A 19,895-nucleotide genomic window follows, 5' to 3' on the forward strand; every position below is an offset into this window, starting at 1 on the left:
ACGTTTCCTTCGATCCTCTCGCATACGAAAGAACCACACCTCCAATCATCGAATCTGAATTTCTTCAGTCCAACAATCGGGGTGCGGTTCAAGGCGGCTGGCCCACATTATCTGGCACGCGAATTCCATTCGATACCATCGCCGCATTGGCCCGTGACGAAGATATGACCGCCGAGGACATCCGCTACTACTATCCGACAGCCAGCGAAAGCGCCATCAACGATGCCGTTGACTTCGACCGGGCAGTTCGAAGGATTGCCGCATGAGCAATGGGACAAAGCCTAAGTTCTATGTGGACGAAAACCTTCCACAGCCGGTTGCAGGTTGTTTGCAAACGCTATTACGCGGAGCTGAATTCCATAATTCCCATGATGTCACTGGCGGCGACGGCACCAAGGACGTTGATTTGATGAAGCGGCTCAGGGAAGAGCATTATGACTTCTTCATCACCCAGGATCTCAAGCAAATGACGATTCCGCAAGAGCGCGATGCCGTGCGAGAAGCAGGACTTTCATGGATCGGAGTCCCCCATATGGAACGTCGCGTGAAGGGGAGAGAGTTGGCTGCCGCTCAGATCGCAGTATTATCGCCAGTTGCAGCCCATTTGCTTCAGCAACCTCCAGAACATCCAATGGCATATTTCCTAACCGAAGCGCGAAGCTTCGAAGATGTCATCCGGCATTCCGAAGGAATCTGAGATGTTCCTCCTATAGAACGCATTCCCCGGAGAGTGCGGATAATATGTGGCGAATTGCGGCGACATCACTCGTCCTGCCATTGCTTTCTCTCGTTCTTGCGTTACCTTCGCTGTATCACAAACAAAACATTCGGAAATGTAGATCGCACACTAGAACGTTGCTGCAATACAATGGCCGGTATGCTGATTCGTCCCATTGCCGCCGCGGATGATGCGTCGATGGCGGCCATTGTGCGCGAAAGTTTGACTGCGCATGGTCTTGATATTCCCGGTACCGCGTATTTTGATCCGGAGCTTGATCATTTGAGTTCCTTTTACAACATCGGAGACGGCTTTGACGAGGCTATCAACGGCACCGGCACGGACACGGACAATGCCCGCGCTTACTTCGTCGCCGTCAACGATGACGGCACATTGGTCGGCGGCGCGGGGTTCGCCGCGTTTCCGGACCATCCCGGCGTCGCCGAGCTGCAGAAGCTGTATGTCTCCCCTGCCGCGCAACGCCAAGGATTGGGTCATCGGCTCGCTGCGCTCGTGGAACAGCGCGCCGCCGAAGCTGGCTACGCCACGCTGTATCTAGAGACCCACCATAACCTCGCTGACGCGATACGGCTTTACCGGCGGCTCGGCTACACACAACTTGATGCACCGTTGCCCGGCACGGCGCACACCACTATGGACCGGTTCTTCGCCAAACGGCTGCCAAACGCAACCGCCGACAAGACACCATCCGAATGCCAGAGACCAAGCACGGATCAAGACGAACAACTTCTCGTCCTCGCCGAGCGACTGGCGCGCGAACGGCATGCCGGTCAGGTCGACAAGGGCGGCGAGGACTACTGGCGTCACCCGCAGCGCGTATCCGCCGGCTGCGCCACTGTTCAAGGCAAGATCGCCGGCTGGCTGCACGACCTGTTGGAGGACACCGACACCACCGCCGACGAACTCCTCGCCCTCGGCTTCCCTCCGACGATTGTGCGCGCCGTGGAACTGGACACACGTCGCAGCGGCGAACCGTATATGGATTACATCCGCCGCATCCGCTCCGCCTGCGACTCAGCCGACCCGGCGACGTCCGAGGCCGGACGCATCGCGCGCGAAGTCAAACTCAGCGACCTCGCCGACAATATGAACCTCGACCGCCTGCCCACCGTCACCGACCGGGACCTGCGCCGCGTGGAGAAATACCGCGAAGCGCAACGCATACTCGAGGACGACGAGGACGAGTAGCCGGGCTACCATACCAAGCCAAATTCCAGATCGCCGTCCAAGCAATGCCGGCCACGTTCAAAACCACGTCAAAATTCCACTTAAGCCCTGCTCTGCAATACAGCCGTCGATAATAAGCTCAGAGCAACCGAAACATTGTTCCGCAGGGGCAAAACCGTCGATAAGGGAATGATCGAATACAGGGAATCCAGAGGCTTAGTCCAGCTGCCGAATCCAGCGATCAAGCCCAAGAACAACCGAGAACGCCAAGAACAACAACAGAACACAGACCAGCTATGGCACTCTCGCCCTGGACAATGGTCGCAACGGACAAAACAGCCGGAAGGACATACCGCGAGCCGTCATTCCGGCCATCCCATGTCACTCGAGTTTCAACCCCTCGCCGTTCCTATACGGACTGATCCGCTCATACGCGGCGCCAAGGTCCAGCAACGTGGATTCCTGGTTTTTGCCGGCCACAAAACTCAGGCCGAGAGGCATGTTCTGCATGTCACGTCCCATGGGAACGGTGAGCTCCGGCAGGTGAGCCGCACTGGCAAGGTAGCTTGCGGCATAGGTGTCGGCTGCCTCGCACTGGTACGTGGGGTCTTTGGCATCGTATCGGACGCTGGCAGGGCAGCTCAGGGTCGGGTAGATGAGCGCGGACACGGCGTTGTCCGCCATGGTCCGTTCCACGGACGCGGTGAGCTGGGGCATCTTCTCGTTCAGGATCGACTGGACCGCGTCGCCGTGGAGTTTGTCCGCGGCCTTGAGATTTGTTTCGTAGCCTTCGATGCGCGCAGGATTCACTTCGTGGTCCGTGCCCTTGAGTTCCTTGCTTTTATCGACGAGCTGTCGCACGGTCTTCGCGTTGCTTCGCGCACCGTGATGACGCATGTACCATTCGTAGTCACGGACAAATTCCGCGTCACCAACCGGCCCCATAACATCGGACCAGAGATTGAGATAGGACTCGTCGAGATCGATGGTGACCAGTTTCGCGCCCGCCCGCTCAAGCTGTTTCTGCGCCTGTCTGAACGCTTCGTCTACCTCCTCGTTGCCACCGTTGAACAGGTTCACCACCCCCAGGGTCGCACCATTCAAGCCACTTTGGTGAAGCCTCTCGAAATACTGCGGATTCCGCTCCGCGTGTTCGGTGACCGGATCTTCCTCATCGGGACCGACGATCGCATCCAATACGATGGCTTGGTCCTCGACGGTATTGGTGATGGCGCCGGTCACATCGAAGTCACTGCTCAGCGGCACCACACTGGTACGGCTCGTGTTGCCGAATGTCGGGCGCATGCCCACCAATCCCGTCACGGAGGCCGGACCGCGCACGCTGCCGGAGGTATCCGAGCCAAGACCAAACGGGGCGAAGCCCGCGGCCACCGCCGCGGCGGTGCCGGAACTGGAGCCCGACGGATCCCGCCTCAGGTTATAGGGGTTCTTCGTCTGTCCTCCCTGCGAGGAATATCCGAGCCGTCCGAACGAGGCCGCCAGTTCGCTCATGTTGGTCTTCGCCAGCACGAAGGCACCCTCGTCAATGAGATCCTGCACCACGGGAGCGTTCACACGGGACACATTGTCCTTGAGAACCTCGCTTCCCGCGGTGGTGGCCATCCATTCCACATCGTAGTTCTCCTTGACCACGAATGGCAGGCCGTAGAGCGGGGAATGCTGGGGATGATCCTTACGATACCGGTCGGCCAGCCTGGCCTGACGTATCGCATGTGGATTGATCTCGGTAATCGCATGGATCCTCGCGCCCTTGTCATCATTGCGCTCGATCGCTTGCAGATAGTATTCGACGAGTTCCACGCTCGTGGTGGCGCCAGAATCCAGATCGGCGGCAAGTTGCAGAATGCTCTTGCCCGTCGGATCATATGTCCCCGTGTATTCGATGCTGGCCGTCGCCGAGCCGCAGCCGGATAACAGCATGGTTGCGGCGAGAGCGCCAGCAGCCGCTTTGAATGGAATATGCCGATTCCTCATTTGAAACCACCTTTGAAAGCGCAAGATCCTACGAGAAGAGACTCCGTCCGGCAGGTAACGGTCGCATCACGAAAAACGCGACAGCGTCATTCCTTGTGACAAATATGGCGGTTTCGTTTTACGAACATACGGTATCGGGCGCATGCGTCGTCATCGTCACCACAGCGAGATATCTCAAAAACGAAAGGTCTGCTGGTTGGATTATCGGGCCCGTTGCAGCATCGATCGCCGATTCCCCGCCCCAGCTAGGATGGGGCGCATGGTTGATGACGAGAACATGCGTATGGATGCGGACTACCGTCTGCCCGAGGGCTTCGAGAATTGCTCGAAGCTGAAGCCGGTGTCCGAGGCACCGACGGCGTTGGAGCGGGTGCGGGCGCTGGTCACCATCCTCGTCTCGCCGGGCGGGTGCGCATGGGATGCGGCGCAAACGAACCGCTCATTGCTCAAGAACCTGCTCGAGGAGACCTACGAATACGTCGACACTGTCGAGGAGGGCGACCGCACTGGCATGCGCGAGGAACTGGGCGACATGCTCATGCAGTCGATCTACCAGGCGGCGGTGTGCGAGCGCGACCCGGAGGACCCGTTCACGCTCGACGAAGTGTGCGACAGGCTCGTCGACAAGCTCATCACACGCCACCCGCATGTGTTCCGCCCCGATGGCGAGGCTGCCGCGGAGCCCGAGGCGCAGGAGGACAGTCCGGAACAGGTGCTCGCGCTGTGGAACAAGATGAAGCAGAAGGAGAAGCACCGCAAGTCCGTCATCGAGGGCATCTCGCACGCGCAGGGCGCCTTCCCCCGCGCCGCGAAGATCATCCACCGCGCCGCCAAGGCCTCGGATCCGACGCTGCTCGAACGAGCGTTGGGATCGTCTGGCGAGGCGAACACGATGCAAGAGGCTGAGCCAAAGGCTGATGCGAACGCATACGCCGATCAAGTCCTCGCCGTCATCCGCCGGGCCGACGCCGCCGGCATCGATATGGAATCCGCGCTGCGCAACCGCCTGCGCGAAGTGGAAAACCGCATCACGGAGCTAGAATCATGACACAGCGCAATCAGACCGGCATCCCGAACCGACTTGGCAACGCGTTCCCAGTCAAAACCGCCAAATCCTCATCATGGCAACGCCTTGAATCAAACAATCGCACGGCCAAGGGATTCACCGGCTCCGCCAAACCGTTCAAGGCCACCGGCCACAAGGGCGGCGTCAGCCGCCAAGGCTCCAAGCGCGGCTAGACGGCGCGCAACAGAAGCGTGACGTTCACCGCCATCATTGCCGAGGAACAAAGAAACGCCCGTCCATCAAAAAGACAGAACCGCCTTAACCCTCCGCAGCGCAAGCCGCGCGCACGCACTGCCAGCCCAATCCGCGGCTCAACGCGTATCACGCGAAAGCACATTCCATGCATTCATAAATATGGATGTCGCCTCCCGCATATCCGCGAAGTCCTCGAAACCGCCATCATGCTCCTCATCGAGGCTGAAGGCACGCGTAAGCGCGTCCACCACTCCGCCATCACGGGCAAGCTCGCGGCGGATCCCCGCGCATATACCCTCCCATGCAGGCAGCCCCTTGCAGCGCACGGCAAGCGCACGATAGCGCGTTTCCAAATCTCCAAGCACCTCGGCACGTTCCGCGACGTCCATGCCCGAAAGATCGATGGGCATCTCAAACTCGGAATCATCCATGCCATCGTCCGGATTTTCCCCGGAGAACGTATCCAAATCGAATTCCATGGCCACCAGCTGCGTGAAATCGATTCCGGACGGCCCAAAAGCCTCGGCGAGCATCCGCTTGAACCGCTCCGTGGGTTTGACCGGACGGTAGAAGGTCACCGAACCCGGCACCCGCCACTGTCCATCCAACCGGGCGATGCGAAGCCCAAAGAGTCCGGCGTCTCCCCGCTGCAAGCCGTCTGCCAAATGGCGCAATACCTGAGTCTTGAAGACCTGGTCGTGGTCATGGACTGGATGACCTGCGCCAACGAAACCCTGCGGATCTGCACCCATGAGGAACTCGAGCATTACATTCAGTCCGCCGGTAGATTCATCGGCGTGTCCAGATGTCGCAACGCGCTCAGCCGCAGCAAACCAGGCACCGATTCGCCACAGGAGACGCTGCTACGCTTGGCTGGCGAGGATTACGGGCTGCCTCCCGCCGAACCGAACTATCGAATCTTCGACCACATCTCCGGCACAGGCGAACTCACCGTGGACATCGCCTATCCGAATGACCGCGTCGTGGTCGAGTATGACGGCCGTTACCACTACACGATGGATCGATGGGAGCATGACCTCGCCAAACGCAATAGGCTCAGAGCACTGGGATACGAGCCATTCGTGGCGACCCACGCCACGTTGGCCAGCGAAGCGAATCTCGCCGACTTCCTGCGCATGGTTGCCTCGGCCATCATGGAACATCGCCTGCACGGCGATTTCCAGCACTGAAGGAGTGGATTTTGCTCATCCCTGCCAAACTGTTGGTTGTTTTGGGCTTCTGTTGGTAATCAGCCGCGGAACCCTCGTTCCGGCGCAAGCAGAAAATGGCTTAAAACAGCCTTTTCTCTTTCAGTCAATCTGTCGAAGCCCCAGAACAATTACCAACAGAAGCCCAAAACAACCAACAGTTTGGTCGAATGCCATCGCAACCGGCTCGTTTGGTCCCATGCATGGCCAAGAATCAGCGGCCCGCGACCGCCGACCAAGCGATCAAGCGCGATTCGTGGAATAACCATATAGACAACGTTCCAACCGCGACATGTGTCGCACTCCATATGGCCCCCGGTCCGCCCCAAACCCGATTCGGGCTTAACCAACGCAAATCAAGAAGCCCCATCCGCCCGCTACACTTGGACCACATGAGGATGACGGACGACGAGTTCGCGACGACGATCGAGGAAGCCCTCGCGGGCATACCCGAGCGGTTCCGCCGCGTGCTCGACAACGTGGGGCTGGCGATGGCCGACGAGCCGACCGAACGCGAGCGCGCCACGATGGAGGACCAATGCGACGAGCTGCTGGGCCTCTACGAGGGAGTGCCGCTCCCCCAGCGCACGACCGGATACGCGGGCGCCATGCCGGACGTCATCACCGTGTTCAAGGGCCCGCACGAGCGCATCTGCGCCACACATGCCGAGATGGTCGAGCAGATCCGCATCACGGTCATTCACGAGATCGGCCATTACTTCGGCTTCGACGACGACTATCTGCATGCGCACGGATACTGAGCTCCATCGCGCCTGCCGATTCCTGGAGCTGGAATGGGGCGGACGACTGCCCGCATGCGCGCGATTACCGAACGCACTCCCGCAGCGGACTCGGGTTCAGTCGTTGAGCTCCACGCCCCGCCCGTCGCGATGCCACGGAGAGCCGTAATGGCTGGCGAGGATGAGGATGCCCTCGATCAGCCCCCACAGACCGGCGATGATGGGCCCCAGTCCGAGCAGGATCCAGCCGACGAGAGTGAGCAACAGCTGGGCGACGGCCTTGCCGGTGTACCCCAGATAGAAGTTATGCACGCCGAAGGTGCCGAGGAAGATGCCGAGCAGCCCGGCCGCGATCTTCGACTTGGCATTGGACACATAGGCGTTCTGCGGATACGCGTAGGCCGGCTGCTCGTATTGTGGCGCGCCATAGCCGCCCTGGGCGTAGCCCGCGCCCTGCTGCGCGTAGGACTGGCCGTAGGTCTGCCCGTAGGGTTGGCCGTAAGCCGGCGGAACCTGGCCGTCCGCCGTCTGCTGCGGGGCTCCATAAACCGGCTGACCGCCGGCCGGGGCAGCGTATCCGGCCTGTCCGTAGGACGGCTGAGTCCCATATGCCGCCTGTCCGGAGGCCTGCCCATTCGGCATCGGCTGACCATAGGCCGTCGCGCCCGGCGTCTGCTGCCCATAGGTGGCGTCGCCCGAAGACTGCTGCCCGTAGGACGGCTGCGCCCCATACACCGGCTGATCGTAGGCCGTTCCGTCCGATGCGAATTGCGCGCCCTGCTGTCCGTAAATCGGCTGGGTCGGCATTCCCTGCGGTCCCTGGGCGGCGCCCGGATCCTGAATCGGCTCCGTTGGCTGGGATTGGGACTGGATATCGGCCGCCCAGTCGTTCTGTCCTTGTTCTTGTCCGTGGTTCTCGTTCCGGCCGTCCATGACGTTCCCTTCCGATATGCGTGTGTTCTGGTCCCATCATCGCACGAGCCGAGTCCAAGCCCTCAGTTGGCTCCGTGGATATTCGATTCAATCCCATGGGCGGTCGTCGCATGACATGCCTTCGCGGATGGAATGGGCCCATGGCGCCGCACGTCCGTCTCGGCTACAGTGGGGCCGTGGAAAGCTCGATGACGCCATGGAGGACAAGGATATGAGCGATACCAAGGGAACCCCTGTCGAAGACAAAGCGACCGAGGCGATGCCGGCCCGTCTCGAGGCCGGCGAGCCGGCTCCCGGCTTCACGCTGTCGGCCGACGACGGACGCGAGGTTTCGCTGTCGGATTACGCGGGACGCAGGGTCATCGTCTATTTCTATCCGGCCGCGATGACTCCGGGCTGCACGAAGGAGGCCTGCGACTTCCGTGACAACCTCAATCGCCTGACTGCGGCTGGATACGAGGTCGTGGGCATCAGCCGCGACGCGCCGGAGAGGCTGGCGAAGTTCCGCGAACGGGACCACCTGACGTTCCCGTTGCTGAGCGACCCGGAGCTCGCCGCGCACAAGGCCTGGGCGGCCTGGGGCGAACGAAAGCTGTATGGCAGGACGGTTGTGGGGCCGATCCGTTCGACGTTCGTGGTCGATGTGGATGCGGAGGGCGTTGGGACGCTGCTGTTGGCGCGATACAACGTGCGCGCCACGGGGCATGTGGAGTCGTTGTTGAGGCAGTTGGGAAAGTTGGAGTGAAATGCCGGAGCGGAGGGCGACGCTCTCTCCCTCCGCCAGCCGTTGGCTGACACCTCCCTCATCAGAGGGAGGATTAAAACCATGTTTAGGCGCGGCGGGCGCGCAGGCGGAAGGCGGTGAACAGGGACAGCCAGCTGACCACGCAGATCACGACCATCACGCCGAACACCCAACGGCCGCCCACGGCGGTCGCGTGCATGAACGCGGCCGAACCCTCGACGCCATGGCCGGCCTGGGCGACGGCGAGCAGCGTGGAGAACAGCGCGGTTCCGGCGGCGCCGCCGAACTGCAGCGAAGTATTGAAGATCGCATTGCCGTCGGGGGCGAATTCGCGCGGGATCTCGGACAGGGCGCTGGTCATGACATTGGCGTTGCCCATCGCGAAGAAGAAGCCGAAGACGAAGTAGAACGCGGCCAGCATCGCCGGATTGAGGTCCAGTGCGAAGAGGAACAGCAGCACCGGTCCCAGCGTGGCGACGCCGAAGACGGTCAGGATCGGACCGGTCGCGCCGAAGCGATCATAGAGCCAACCGCCGATCGGAGCGCATACGGCGCCGATCAGCGAACCGGGCAGCACGAGCGCGCCGGCAAGGAAAGCGTCGGCGCCGAGGGCCAGCTGGGCGACATTGGTGATCACATATCCGAAGCCGATCGACACCAACGGCATGATGAGATACGGCAGCAGATGCAGCAGCACCACCGGATTGCGCAGGATGCCGAGGCGCAGCAGCGGCGAGAACGCGCGCCGCGACAGCAGGCCGAAGGCGACCAGCGAGCCGAGGCCCACGACCACCGCAACCACGGCGACCACGCCGGAGACCAGCCACGAGCCGCCGGAAACCGCCGCGGAGACAGCCACGCCGGCCTGGTTGAGGCCGAGCACCATGCCGACCAAGGCCAGCACAATCGTGATGACCTGCAGCGGGTCGAGGAAGGCCGCCTCGGTGGGCACCTTCTGTTCGATGCATTTGAGACCGACGACCATGGCCAGCAGAATCAGCGGAATCGCAGCCACGTAGATCGCGCGCCACGGCAGCACGCTGGTCACGGCGCCGCCGACGGTCGGGCCGATGGCCGGCGCCACGGTGATGACCAGCGAGCCGAAGCCCATGAGACGTCCGATCTTGGAACGCGGCGACTGTTCGAGGATGATATTCATCATCAGCGGCGTGGCGATGCCCGAACCGATGCCTTGGATCACTCGCGCGATGATGAGCACCGGGAACGCGGTGGCGAAGATCATGATGAGCGAGCCAACGACGGCCAAGGCCACGGCCATCAGGAAGTTCGCCTTGAGTGTGAACCGGCGCTTGAGGAACGACGACATCGGCATCGTCGCGGCCACGGCCAGCAGGTAGATCGTCGTGATCCACTGCACGGTGGCGGTGTCAACCGAGAACTCACGCATGAGCTCGGGGAAGAGCACGGTCATCACCGTCTCGGTGAGGATGCCGATGAAGGCAAGCGCGCCGACGGAGATGATCGCGCCAAGCAGTTTGCCGGGAATGCGTTCGTCGACGGCTTTCGCCGCAGCCGTCTGGTTCTGTTCGTGGGTCATAATCGTTTCTCCTCCTCATGCGACCAATGTCATGCAACCGGCGCCATCCGTCCGGTGCCACCCGCGCGCGTCCGGACCCTCCGGCGCCGCTTATCCGCCCATATGGGCATTTAGATATATGGAATATTCAAGGTTTGCCAACCGGGCCGAGCTGCCGTTATCACCGCCGAGGGCACGCATGGGACGCGTGAGGGGCGTGGTTCCCACTCAAAGCCATCCGTCACCTTAACCCATACAACTGGACAATCGCAACGTCACGCGCACCCGATGCTCCGCCGCGTCGTCGAGCATCGGCAAGAACACGGCACACGCCGTTGGTTCGGAACCCCATGCTTGCGCACAACTGCCACATGTTTGTACGGAACTCCGCCAGGTTCGTATGCAACTGCCACATATCCGTACGGATCTCTGCCGGGTTTGTGATATCTGGTGTGACAAATCCGGCAGAGATCCGCACGAATATGACGGAGTTCCGCACGAATCCGACAGAGATCTCCAATACACAGAAACCGTTGGCGGGTGTGGCCCGGGGAACCGGTCCACACCCGCCAACGGCAGAGAGGAAGGAAAGGAAGAAAGTATGAAGTTGGTGGTTTTCTTGCCGGGCTAGGCGATTCGAAGGCCGCCGTCGCCCGGCAGAAAACCGTTGGTTTTCAGCTATTCAGTTATTTCTGTTTGTCGCTCACCGCGGTGACCGCGCGCTGCAGCACCACGAAGATGAGGATCATGGCGCCGACCACGATGGTCGTCCACTCAGCCGGGACTCCGAAGTCGGAGGTCAGCGGGTCGATGATGGAGCGGACCAGAGCGCCGATGACGGAGCCGAGCACGTAGCCGAAGCCGCCGGTGATCAGGGTGCCGCCGATGACGACGGAGGAGATCGCGTCGAGCTCCCAGCCCACGCCCACGGTGTTCTTGGCGGAACCGACGTTCGCGGTGTAGACCACGGAGGCGAGGGCGGCCAAGGTGCCGGAGGTCATGTAGATGATGTAGTTGGTGCGCTTGGCTGCCAGGCCCATGAGCTCCGCGGAGGAGCGGGAGCCGCCGATCGCGTAGATGGTGCGGCCGGTGCGGGTCTTGTGCAGGAAGATGTAGCCGGCGATGACGACGAGGACGGCGATGATGACGCCCACGTTGATCGTCAGATCGTGGCTGATCTTCGGCTGGTCGATGATCTTGATGTTGGCCGAGATGAAGTCGAAGTTGTTGTTCTCCGGCAGGGTCAGCGAGTCAGTGGAGATCATCGAGGCGATGCCACGGGCCAGGAACATCGTCGACAGCGTGGCGATGAACGGCTGCATGTTGAATTCCTCGATGAGCACGCCGGCCAGGGTGCCAAAGGCCAGACCGAGCACCAGCATCACGATGATCGCGACGATCGCCGGGATGCCAGCCATGGTCATCTTCACGCCGATGACCGAAGTGATAGCCACCACGGCGCCGACCGACAGATCGATGCCGCCGGTCAGGATCGGCAGGGTCATGGCCACGGCCAGGATGATCAGATAGGCGTGATCCATGAACAGCGAGGAGAAGAAGCCCATGCGCAGATAGGTGCCGAACAGCGCCTCGCCCATCACGAGCATCAGGACGAAGATGACGACGGCCGTGATGGTCGGGATCATCTGGGGATTGAACTTGAAGCCCTTCTTGGCGACCTTCGCCTTGGGGGTTGCCGTAGCCGTTGTCATGCTGCCACCGCCTTCGCTTGTGCCTTGAGCGCGCGCTTGCGTTTCATTTCCGCGCCGAGGTTATGGATCTTGGGAGCCTGCATCACGCAGATCACGATCACGACGATGGCGAAGAAGGCCGGAGTGGCAGCCGAATCGACGCCGAGGGTGATGATGGTCTTGCGGATCATGGCGATGATGATGGCGCCGAGCGCGGAGCCGGCGAGTGAGAACTTGCCGCCCAGCAGCGAGGTGCCGCCGATGACGACCGCGAGGATCGCGTACATCTCGAGGTCCTGGCCGGTCTTGGCCACGTCGACGCGCATCACGGATGCGGTGGCGAACAGGCCAGCGACCGCGGCCAGCAGGCCGGAGATCGCGTAGACCAGGAAGAGGATCTTCTTGGGCTTGATGCCGGTCATGCGGGAGGCTTCGGCGTTGATGCCGACGGACTCGATCATCATGCCCATGGCGGTCTTGCGGCACACCACAGCCACGATTGCGACGATGACCAAGGCGATGACCAGGTTGGCGGGCACGCCGAGGATGAAGCCATTGGCCATCCAGCGCAGCGGTTCGTTGCCTGCCACGGAGCCGGCGTCGGTGTTCTCACCGGAGGTGATGACCTTCGCCAAGCCACGGCCGGCAAGCATCATGATCAGTGTCGTGATGAAGGGCTGCAGGCCGAGGATGGAGACGAGCATGCCGTTGAAGCAGCCGACTGCAAGGCCGATGAGCAGCGACAGGAGGATGGCCATCCACACGTTCATGCCGGAGACAAGCAGCTGCATGGCCGCGGCGCCGGAGACCGCCATCACCGAGCCGACCGACAGATCAATGCCGGCGGTGGAGATGACCAGCGTCATGCCGGTGGCGATCATAAGGTATCGCGCGGATTCCTGGAGCATCGTGATGAGCGGGCCGGCCAGACCACCGGTGTTCTCATTCCAACGCAGTGACAGGAAGTCGGGCTGCTTGATGGTGCAGATGATGATGAGGACGATCAGGGCAACGACCGACCACGTCAGGTTCGAGCCCATGAGCTTCTTGAGAACCGGGTTGCCGGCCTTCTTCTTGGTGTCCGCCATCATGCCTCCTTTCCGGTGGAGATGGTCGTGTTGGAGATCGTGTCGACGATGGTCTGCTGGGAGACATTGTCGCCGTTTTCGATCTCAGCGATCTTGTGACGGTCCTTGAGGACCTCGATGTCGTCGGAGAGGCGCACGACCTCTTCGAGCTCGGAGGAGATGAACACGACGCCCATGCCCTGTGCGGCAAGGTCAAGCACGACCTGCTGGATCTCGGCCTTGGCGCCGATATCAATGCCTCGGGTCGGCTCGTCGAGGATCAGCAGATCCGGGTGCGTGGCCAGCCAACGGCCGATAAGGACCTTCTGCTGGTTGCCGCCGGAGAGGTTCTTGATCGGGCGGTCGGGATCCGGCGGCTGGACGTTGAGTTCCTTCATGTACTTCTCAACGATCTCGTCGGCTTCCTTCTTGGGGATCGGCTTGAACATGCCGCGGGTCGCCTGCAGGGCGATGAGCATGTTCTGGCGGACCGTCAGGTCGCCGATGATGCCTTCGTCGCGGCGGTTCTCGGTGGAGTAGGCGATCTTGTTCTTCAGGGCGGTATAGGGGTCGTTGATGGCGACCTTCTTGCCCTTGAGCTCATAGGAGCCACCGGCATCCGGCTTGTCGGCGCCGTAGAGCAGGCGGCCCAGCTCGGTGCGGCCGGAGCCCAGCAGGCCCGCGAAGCCGACGACCTCGCCGCCGTAGATATCCACGTCGACCGGATTGATGGTGCCCTTCTTGCCCAGTCCCTTCACCGAGACGATCGGCTTCTCGCCGGGCTCGATCACGCGGCGGGCCTTCTTGGCGCCGATCTGGGAGAGCTCGTCCGCGCTCTTGCCGATCATCATGCCGATAAGCTCGTTGCGCGGGGTGTCGGCGACCATGACCTCCTTGATGAAGTGGCCGTTGCGCAGGATGGTCATGCGGTCGCAGATCTCGTAGATCTGGTCGAGGAAGTGGGAGACGAACAGGATGGCCACGCCCGAGTCACGGACCTTGCGCATAATCTTGTAGAGGTCCTGCACCTCGTTGGCGTCAAGGGAGGAGGTCGGCTCATCGAGGATCAGCACCTTGGCGTTGATGACCATGGCGCGCGCGATGGCGACCAGCTGCTGCATGGCGATGGAGATGGAGTTCAGCGGCGCCTTCGGATCGATGGCCTCCAAGCCCATCTGGGCGAGGAACTTCTTGGCCTCCTCATGCGTCTTCTTCCAGTTGATGCCCAGCGGACCACGCACCTCGTGGCCGAGCATCACGTTCTCGCCGACGGTCAGGTTGGTGCACAGGTTGACTTCCTGATACACGGTGGCGATGCCTGCGTTCTGCGCGTCGAGGGTGCCGTTGAACTGCTGGATCTTGCCGTCGACCATGATGGAGCCGGCGTTGATCTTGTACACACCGGTCAGAGCCTTGATCATCGTCGACTTGCCGGCGCCGTTCTCGCCCATCAGGGCATGGACCTCGCCCGGGAAGAGACGCAGATCGACACCGTCCAGGGCCTTGACGCCCGGGAACTCGATCGTGATGCCCTTCATCACGACGATTGGTTTGTTGTCTGTCATGTCTGTTGCCTTCGATATGGGGTTTATCGTTTCGTTATAATTCGCCCCGATATGAACGATGGTGTGCGGCCATCGCCGCACACCATCGTCTATCGGTATTGAATTATCGGGTCTTCCCTAGGGAAGGTGACTCAGTACTGACGCTCGCCGGAGTCGAGGGCAGCCTGGGCCTCGTCCTTGGTGAAGGTCTTGGACTCGATCTCGATGTTGGACTCGACATCCTTGCCATCCAGGTAATCCTTGACGGCCTGAGCGGTCTCCTTGCCGAAGATCGGGTTGTACTCGATGTCGAAGGCCAGCGTGCCATCGGCCACGGCCTTGGGGGCAGCCTCGGTGCCGTCGTTGCCGATGATGGTCACCTTGCCCTTGAGGCCGGCGTCCTCAACGGCCTGGGCGGCGCCCAAAGCCATCTCATCGTTCTGGGCCCAGATCCACTTGACGCCATCGGCCTTGTACTTGTCGAGCAGGCCGGCGGTGACGGTCTTGGCCTCATCGGTGGACCAGTTGGCGGACTGGGACTCGAGCACCTTCTGGTTCTTGGCGATCTTCTCGTCGAAACCGGTCTGGCGATCCTTGACGACGGACAGGCCGGCGATGCCTTCGAGGATCAGGCCGTTGGCGCCATCCGGATACTGCTCGTTGATGAACTCGGCAGCCTGCTGGCCGCACCATTCGTTGGACGGTCCGACGTGGGCGACGATGGCCTTCTTGGCCTCGGCATCCTTGACATCCACGTTGCGGTCGACGGTGAAGACCGGGATCTCAGCCTCGGCGGCCTTCTTCAGGGAGTCATCCCAGCCGGAGTCCTCGGTGGAGGACAGGATGATCGCATCGACCTCGTCGTTGACGAACTTGTTGAACGCCTGAATCTGCTTGGACTGATCGGACTGGGTGGTCGGCGAGTAGATCAGATCGAAGCCGGCATCCTTGAACGCATTCTGGATGTCCTTCTCGTTGGCGGTGCGGAAACCACCCTCGGGGCCGACGGCCACGAAGCCGACGGTCTTCTTGCCGCCATCGGCAGCGCCGTCAGCGCTGTCACCGTCGCCGGAGCCGGAGCCGCAGGCCGCCAGCGACACCAAGGCCGCAGTGGAGGCAACAAGAGCGATGGCCTTCTTCCAATTCTTCATGAGTACTCCTCCTCGAGTGTACTTTCCGGCCGGGGTTCTTTCCCTCGGCCTTGATGACCCGTTGTCATCGATAGCTCTAGTATCGAACGAACATGCGCTGTGTTCAATCCGACATGGCAACGAAACGATAACAGCTCTATAACAGTTTGATAACAGTGTGTATCAGAGTGACTATATCCGTTGCAATCATTGGTTTTCCGGCAGCATAATGGTATTGCATCACGCAGGGCAGCGACGCCCGTCAGGACGCCGACGCCCTGTGCCGCAGCAATCACGAAGTCCTATAGGAAAGGCAAACCATGGACACCGTCATCCTCATCATCAAGCAGGTCAATGGCATCAAGCATCTGGCGGGCGTGGCCAAGACCATTGGCGGCGCAGCCGAGCTGCTCGCCAAGTGGGAACCGGAGTGCCCGGATAATTTCAACTTCCTAGGCACCCACGAGGAACATGGCGTGACCCGTCACCTGTTCAACATCCCATTCAACATGGACTACCTCATCTACGAAGTGCCGCTGGATTCCGAGGTTCCCGCGGAGCTCTTCGCCGAGGAGCACGGCGGCATCTGATGGGCTCGCAGGCCCATCGACCCCGGACGTCTGGAATGTCCAGATGCCCGGGGTCTTCTTATTGCCGACGCCCTCGGATGGCGCGACCGCCATGGTCGCTCACTGCGCGCCCAAAGCCGTCACCTGGCTGTCCGCTATGGACCATGCGCCGTCCAAGGAACCGGATACGGAGCGCACGATGCCCAGATCGTCAAGCACCGCGAGACGGCGATAGAGCGCGATCTGCCCGCTGGCGATGGCCGTGACGGCGCTGTCGGGCAGGCGTTGCGCTTGGTCGGGACCGGGCACGATCTGCCTATAGGCATGTTGCCCATCCTCACGGGCGTTTTCCGGGTCCCCGACCACATAGACCAGCATCAGATCGTTATAGAACGTCAGCATACGCACATCGTCGTGCGCCGAAACCTGCGCGACCTCGGTCCCCACGCCGGAGGGCATGCCCTTCCCGCCGCGGGCCACCGACAGCAGCGCCACTCCCCCATGCGCGCCTCCTTCGATGGCCAACGCCAGGCGCGTCCCCTCGGGGGAGACGGCCAACGCGCGCACGGCGCCGCTGCCGAGCCATGGCAAGGTGAAACGCATGGATTGCCCCGCATGCGACACCACAAGCGCCTTGCCATCCGCACTCACGCCCCAGATCTCTCCATCCAGACCGGCCCCGACGCTCGACAGGCGTTCCCCATCGAACATCGCGCCACAGGAGGCGCCGTCGCCGTCGAGGCATTCGGCCACGCCATCGGCGCGCAGCACGGCGCCACCGCCATTGGTCCAGACGAATCCCCTCGCATCCGCGAAGCCGGCGGTCTGCGCCACGCGCAGCGGGCTGGACGACCGCAGGGACACCACGCGACCACCGGTCAGCGTGAACACACCATCGTCGGGCAGGCTGACCGCCAGGGAGACCTCCCTGTCCGCGTCGGAATAATCCTCGCCGCTCGAAGTGACATGCACCCCGTAGTCGACGTTGCCGTCGCCCAGCGTCAGACGGATGCACCGCACCAGCAGCGCGCGATGCCCGGCGTCAAGGTCGGCAAGGGAACCGTCGAGACGCACCTGCGCCAGATTGTCCTCGACTGTCACCGATTCGATGTCGAGCCGGGTTCCCCCGTCATTGAGGTCCATGACCGCGTTGTCCAGCCAAGCCGGCGCGTCATCCAATGCCTCGCGCACCGCCTGCGTGCGCCAGTTGCGCCACGACAGCCACCGCACGTCGGGCACCAGCCGTTCGCCGGCCGCGTCCACGCGATAGACCGAGACCTGGCGGAACACCTGGTCGAAGTCCGCCGACGCAACCGCCACGCCATCGGGCAGATCGTCGATGCGCCACTGTCCGGAGGATCTGGCCAGCACGAAGGTCATCGTCGCGGTCTGCCCCGAGGGGTTCGGCGTGTAGGAGCCATGCTTGTCCAGCGTGCCGACGGACTGCAGGGTCATCTCGACGACGATCGAACCGTCGTCGTCCATCGTGTTGGCCCGGCGCCGGAAATCCGGCGTGCCGCCGTAGACCGTGACGCCTTCGTCGGCGTACCACTCCTGCGCGGCTTTCTTGGTGAGGAATTGACGCGCCACGCGGAACCCATCGGACTGCACGCCCGAGGGAATGGCATCGATGAACCCGGCGACGATGCCCTCGGGCTGCGCGTCGCGGGACGGCCCCTCGGGGCTGGTGTATACGCGGTGATCCTGTCGCTCGACCGGAGCCATCGTCTGCACCAGGCCATGGGAGGGCAGACCCAGCGGGCTCGAGCATGCCGTGGCGGCGAAGGCCAATGCCAAGGCCATCGCGCCCGCCGCGGCGGCCCGAACTCGGCCAGCGGCCCGGCGACGCTTCGGACACCGGCCGCGACCGGGCGTCCCCATGTCCGACAACCAGCTCATGCGGCTCCCCCTCCCTGCCTGGAATCCAGATAGTCGACGGCACCGTTGTCGGCCACGCCGAAGCCTCCCACAATGCGCATCGCATCCGTGCCCGGCTCGAAGGCCACGGGCATGTCAGACGCCGGCACTTCGCCGGTCTCGGGATTGCGCGGCAGCGACACCAGGAACCACGCGCCCTCGTCGGGTTCGCTGCGCACCTCGATCGTGCCGTTGTGCAGCCGCGCATCGGTGATTGCAATCGATAGCCCCAAACCGGTGCCGCCGCTGGTGCGGGCGCGCGAGGGATCGCCGCGCCAGAAGCGATCGAAGACATGCGGCACCTGATCCGGGTCCATGCCGACGCCATGGTCGCGCACGCTGATCACCACGGCGCGGCGGTTGGCGGCCAGACGCACCTCGATCGGCCAGTCCTCGGCGAAGTCGACGGCATTGGCCACCAAGTTGCGCACGATGCGCACGATGCGGCGCGGATCGATGCGGGCGAGCACCTGCACATTCGGCAGATACACATGCACCGGCACTCTGCGGGAGTCGGCGAGCGCGGCGGTCTGGTCCACGGCCTCGCGGATCGAATCGCGTACATCGGCCTCGACCAGGTCGAGCGCGGCATAGCCGGCGTCATACCGGGAGATCTCCAGCAGATCGGCGAGCATATCCTGGAAGCGCCCGATCTGCCCGCCCAGCAGCTCCACCGTGCGCCGGGTCGAGGGGTCGAAACCGTCCTTGCGCATGTCGAGCAGGTCGGAGGCCATGCGCATCGTCGTCACCGGGGTCCTGAGCTCGTGGCTCACATCGGAGACGAAACGGCGCTGCATCGCGCCGGCCTCCTCGAGTTCGCCGATCTTCTGGTTGAGGGAATCGGCCATCGAGTTGAAGGAGCGCTGCAGGGTGCCCAGCTCGTCGTTGCGGTCCACTTGCACGCGCGCATCGAGATCGCCGTCGGCCAGCGTCTCGGCGGCCTCGGCCACGCGTTCGACCGGGCGCACGATGCCGCGCAGCACCACCCACATCAGCACGCCCATGGCCGCGCTCAGCGCCAGGCACACGCTGAGCAGGTTGAGCTGGATGCGCGTCAACGCCTGCTGCTGGCTGTCATATGAATATAGTGCGAACAGTTCTAAGTCACCGGCCGCGCCGAAGTCGAGCGCCGTGCCGAGCACCGCCCCGGGCCGTTCGCCGTCCGAGGAGCCGAGATCGACCGACTGTATGAACACGCTGCCCTCGGTGTCGGAGGCGACGGACGAGCGCATGGCATCCGTGACCAGCCCGGCATAGGTCGGTTCGGTGGAAACGGGCACGATGGCATCATTCGAGGCACCCTTGCCCCACAGATACACGCCCGCCAGATTCGATGCGCCATCGCCTTGCAGCTGCGAGGCGAGATCGTTGACCAAGCGCTGGTATTGCACCTGTCCGCTCACGTCGGCCGAGTCAAGGTTCGACTGCGCCTGCTGGGCCATCTGCGAGAAATCGTTGCGGGATTGCTCGGTGACCTGGTCGAGCTGCGAGGAGCGCACGAAGACCATCGCGACCAAGGAGAACACCACGGCCACGACCAGCGTGACCAGCACCACCAGCACGATGGTGCGCGCCTGCAGCGAACGCCGCACCTCGGTGCGTCCATGACGCAGCAGGCGGGCGAAGCTGAAGGTGCGGCGAGGCGACATCAT

19 protein-coding genes are annotated in these 19,895 nt (G+C 62.4%); 9 read left to right on the forward strand and 10 right to left on the reverse strand.

Translation table 11 applies throughout. The features are described from left to right. From AC1AUD_RS10575 to AC1AUD_RS10585, 3 genes are all read left to right on the forward strand, one after another. Positions 1-266, forward strand: a 266-nt coding sequence (locus AC1AUD_RS10575) for a DUF433 domain-containing protein (RefSeq protein ID WP_476574349.1), incomplete at its 5' end; no start/stop codon positions are given. Beyond that, entirely contained in the window at positions 263-697 is a 435-nt protein-coding gene (locus AC1AUD_RS10580; protein ID WP_476574350.1) for a PIN-like domain-containing protein, read from the forward strand. The genes AC1AUD_RS10575 and AC1AUD_RS10580, both read left to right, overlap by 4 nt. A gap of 180 nt (positions 698-877) precedes the next feature. Next, entirely contained in the window at positions 878-1,927 is a 1,050-nt protein-coding gene (locus AC1AUD_RS10585; protein ID WP_476574351.1) for a GNAT family N-acetyltransferase, read from the forward strand. A gap of 360 nt (positions 1,928-2,287) precedes the next feature. Here AC1AUD_RS10585 and AC1AUD_RS10590 read toward each other — a convergent pair whose 3' ends face one another. Beyond that, positions 2,288-3,901 (reverse strand): amidase, encoded by a 1,614-nt coding sequence (locus AC1AUD_RS10590; protein WP_476574352.1) that lies wholly within the window; start codon positions 3,899-3,901, stop codon positions 2,288-2,290. 250 nt (positions 3,902-4,151) lie between these two features. Between AC1AUD_RS10590 and AC1AUD_RS10595 the strand changes: the two genes are divergently transcribed. Further along, positions 4,152-4,949: a MazG nucleotide pyrophosphohydrolase domain-containing protein gene (locus AC1AUD_RS10595; RefSeq protein WP_476574353.1), complete on the forward strand. Its 798-nt coding sequence runs from the start codon at positions 4,152-4,154 to the stop codon at positions 4,947-4,949. Beyond that, entirely contained in the window at positions 4,946-5,140 is a 195-nt protein-coding gene (locus tag AC1AUD_RS10600) for a hypothetical protein (protein WP_476574354.1), read from the forward strand. The genes AC1AUD_RS10595 and AC1AUD_RS10600 overlap by 4 nt, the downstream gene beginning before the upstream one ends. Before the next feature lie 138 nt (positions 5,141-5,278). On the opposite strand, the gene AC1AUD_RS10605 is transcribed toward AC1AUD_RS10600, so the two are convergent. Beyond that, positions 5,279-5,929 (reverse strand): hypothetical protein, encoded by a 651-nt coding sequence (locus AC1AUD_RS10605; RefSeq protein ID WP_476574355.1) that lies wholly within the window; start codon positions 5,927-5,929, stop codon positions 5,279-5,281. A gap of 30 nt (positions 5,930-5,959) precedes the next feature. Here AC1AUD_RS10605 and AC1AUD_RS10610 point away from each other — a divergent pair, with 30 nt between their 5' ends. After that, positions 5,960-6,352, forward strand: a complete 393-nt coding sequence (locus tag AC1AUD_RS10610; protein WP_476574356.1) for a hypothetical protein — start codon at positions 5,960-5,962, stop codon at positions 6,350-6,352. Between the two features lie 410 nt (positions 6,353-6,762). After that, complete coding sequence (locus AC1AUD_RS10615; protein WP_476574357.1) at positions 6,763-7,131, forward strand: metallopeptidase family protein; 369 nt, start codon at positions 6,763-6,765, stop codon at positions 7,129-7,131. A 96-nt stretch (positions 7,132-7,227) separates the two neighbouring features. On the opposite strand, the gene AC1AUD_RS10620 is transcribed toward AC1AUD_RS10615, so the two are convergent. Further along, positions 7,228-8,043, reverse strand: coding sequence for a TM2 domain-containing protein (locus AC1AUD_RS10620; RefSeq protein ID WP_476574358.1), 816 nt, complete (start codon positions 8,041-8,043; stop codon positions 7,228-7,230). Between the two features lie 211 nt (positions 8,044-8,254). Between AC1AUD_RS10620 and AC1AUD_RS10625 the strand changes: the two genes are divergently transcribed. Next, positions 8,255-8,788: a peroxiredoxin gene (locus tag AC1AUD_RS10625; RefSeq protein WP_476574359.1), complete on the forward strand. Its 534-nt coding sequence runs from the start codon at positions 8,255-8,257 to the stop codon at positions 8,786-8,788. An 85-nt stretch (positions 8,789-8,873) separates the two neighbouring features. Here the strand turns inward: AC1AUD_RS10625 and AC1AUD_RS10630 are convergent, their stop codons facing one another. From AC1AUD_RS10630 to fruE, 5 genes are all read right to left on the reverse strand, one after another. Further along, positions 8,874-10,346, reverse strand: a complete 1,473-nt coding sequence (locus AC1AUD_RS10630) for an MFS transporter (protein ID WP_476574360.1) — start codon at positions 10,344-10,346, stop codon at positions 8,874-8,876. A 665-nt stretch (positions 10,347-11,011) separates the two neighbouring features. Next, positions 11,012-12,037 (reverse strand): ABC transporter permease, encoded by a 1,026-nt coding sequence (locus AC1AUD_RS10635; RefSeq protein WP_476574361.1) that lies wholly within the window; start codon positions 12,035-12,037, stop codon positions 11,012-11,014. Then, positions 12,034-13,107 (reverse strand): fructose ABC transporter permease FruF, encoded by a 1,074-nt coding sequence (gene fruF, locus AC1AUD_RS10640; protein WP_476574362.1) that lies wholly within the window; start codon positions 13,105-13,107, stop codon positions 12,034-12,036. Before fruF ends, AC1AUD_RS10635 begins: the two co-directional genes overlap by 4 nt. After that, positions 13,104-14,648 (reverse strand): fructose ABC transporter ATP-binding protein FruK, encoded by a 1,545-nt coding sequence (gene fruK, locus AC1AUD_RS10645; RefSeq protein ID WP_476574363.1) that lies wholly within the window; start codon positions 14,646-14,648, stop codon positions 13,104-13,106. Before fruK ends, fruF begins: the two co-directional genes overlap by 4 nt. A gap of 131 nt (positions 14,649-14,779) precedes the next feature. Continuing rightward, on the reverse strand, positions 14,780-15,778 hold the full coding sequence (fruE, locus tag AC1AUD_RS10650; RefSeq protein ID WP_476574364.1) for a fructose ABC transporter ATP-binding protein FruE: 999 nt from the start codon (positions 15,776-15,778) through the stop codon (positions 14,780-14,782). A 299-nt stretch (positions 15,779-16,077) separates the two neighbouring features. On the opposite strand from fruE, the gene AC1AUD_RS10655 reads away from it, so the two are divergent. Continuing rightward, complete coding sequence (locus AC1AUD_RS10655) at positions 16,078-16,347, forward strand: hypothetical protein (RefSeq protein WP_476574365.1); 270 nt, start codon at positions 16,078-16,080, stop codon at positions 16,345-16,347. Positions 16,348-16,446: 99 nt separating this feature from the next. Here the strand turns inward: AC1AUD_RS10655 and AC1AUD_RS10660 are convergent, their stop codons facing one another. Further along, positions 16,447-18,129 (reverse strand): LpqB family beta-propeller domain-containing protein, encoded by a 1,683-nt coding sequence (locus tag AC1AUD_RS10660; RefSeq protein ID WP_476574366.1) that lies wholly within the window; start codon positions 18,127-18,129, stop codon positions 16,447-16,449. Between the two features lie 92 nt (positions 18,130-18,221). Continuing rightward, a complete protein-coding gene (gene mtrB, locus AC1AUD_RS10665) occupies positions 18,222-19,895 on the reverse strand; it encodes an MtrAB system histidine kinase MtrB (RefSeq protein ID WP_476574367.1) in 1,674 nt (557 codons plus the stop codon).

Source organism: Bifidobacterium sp. LH_730 (genome assembly GCF_056355835.1).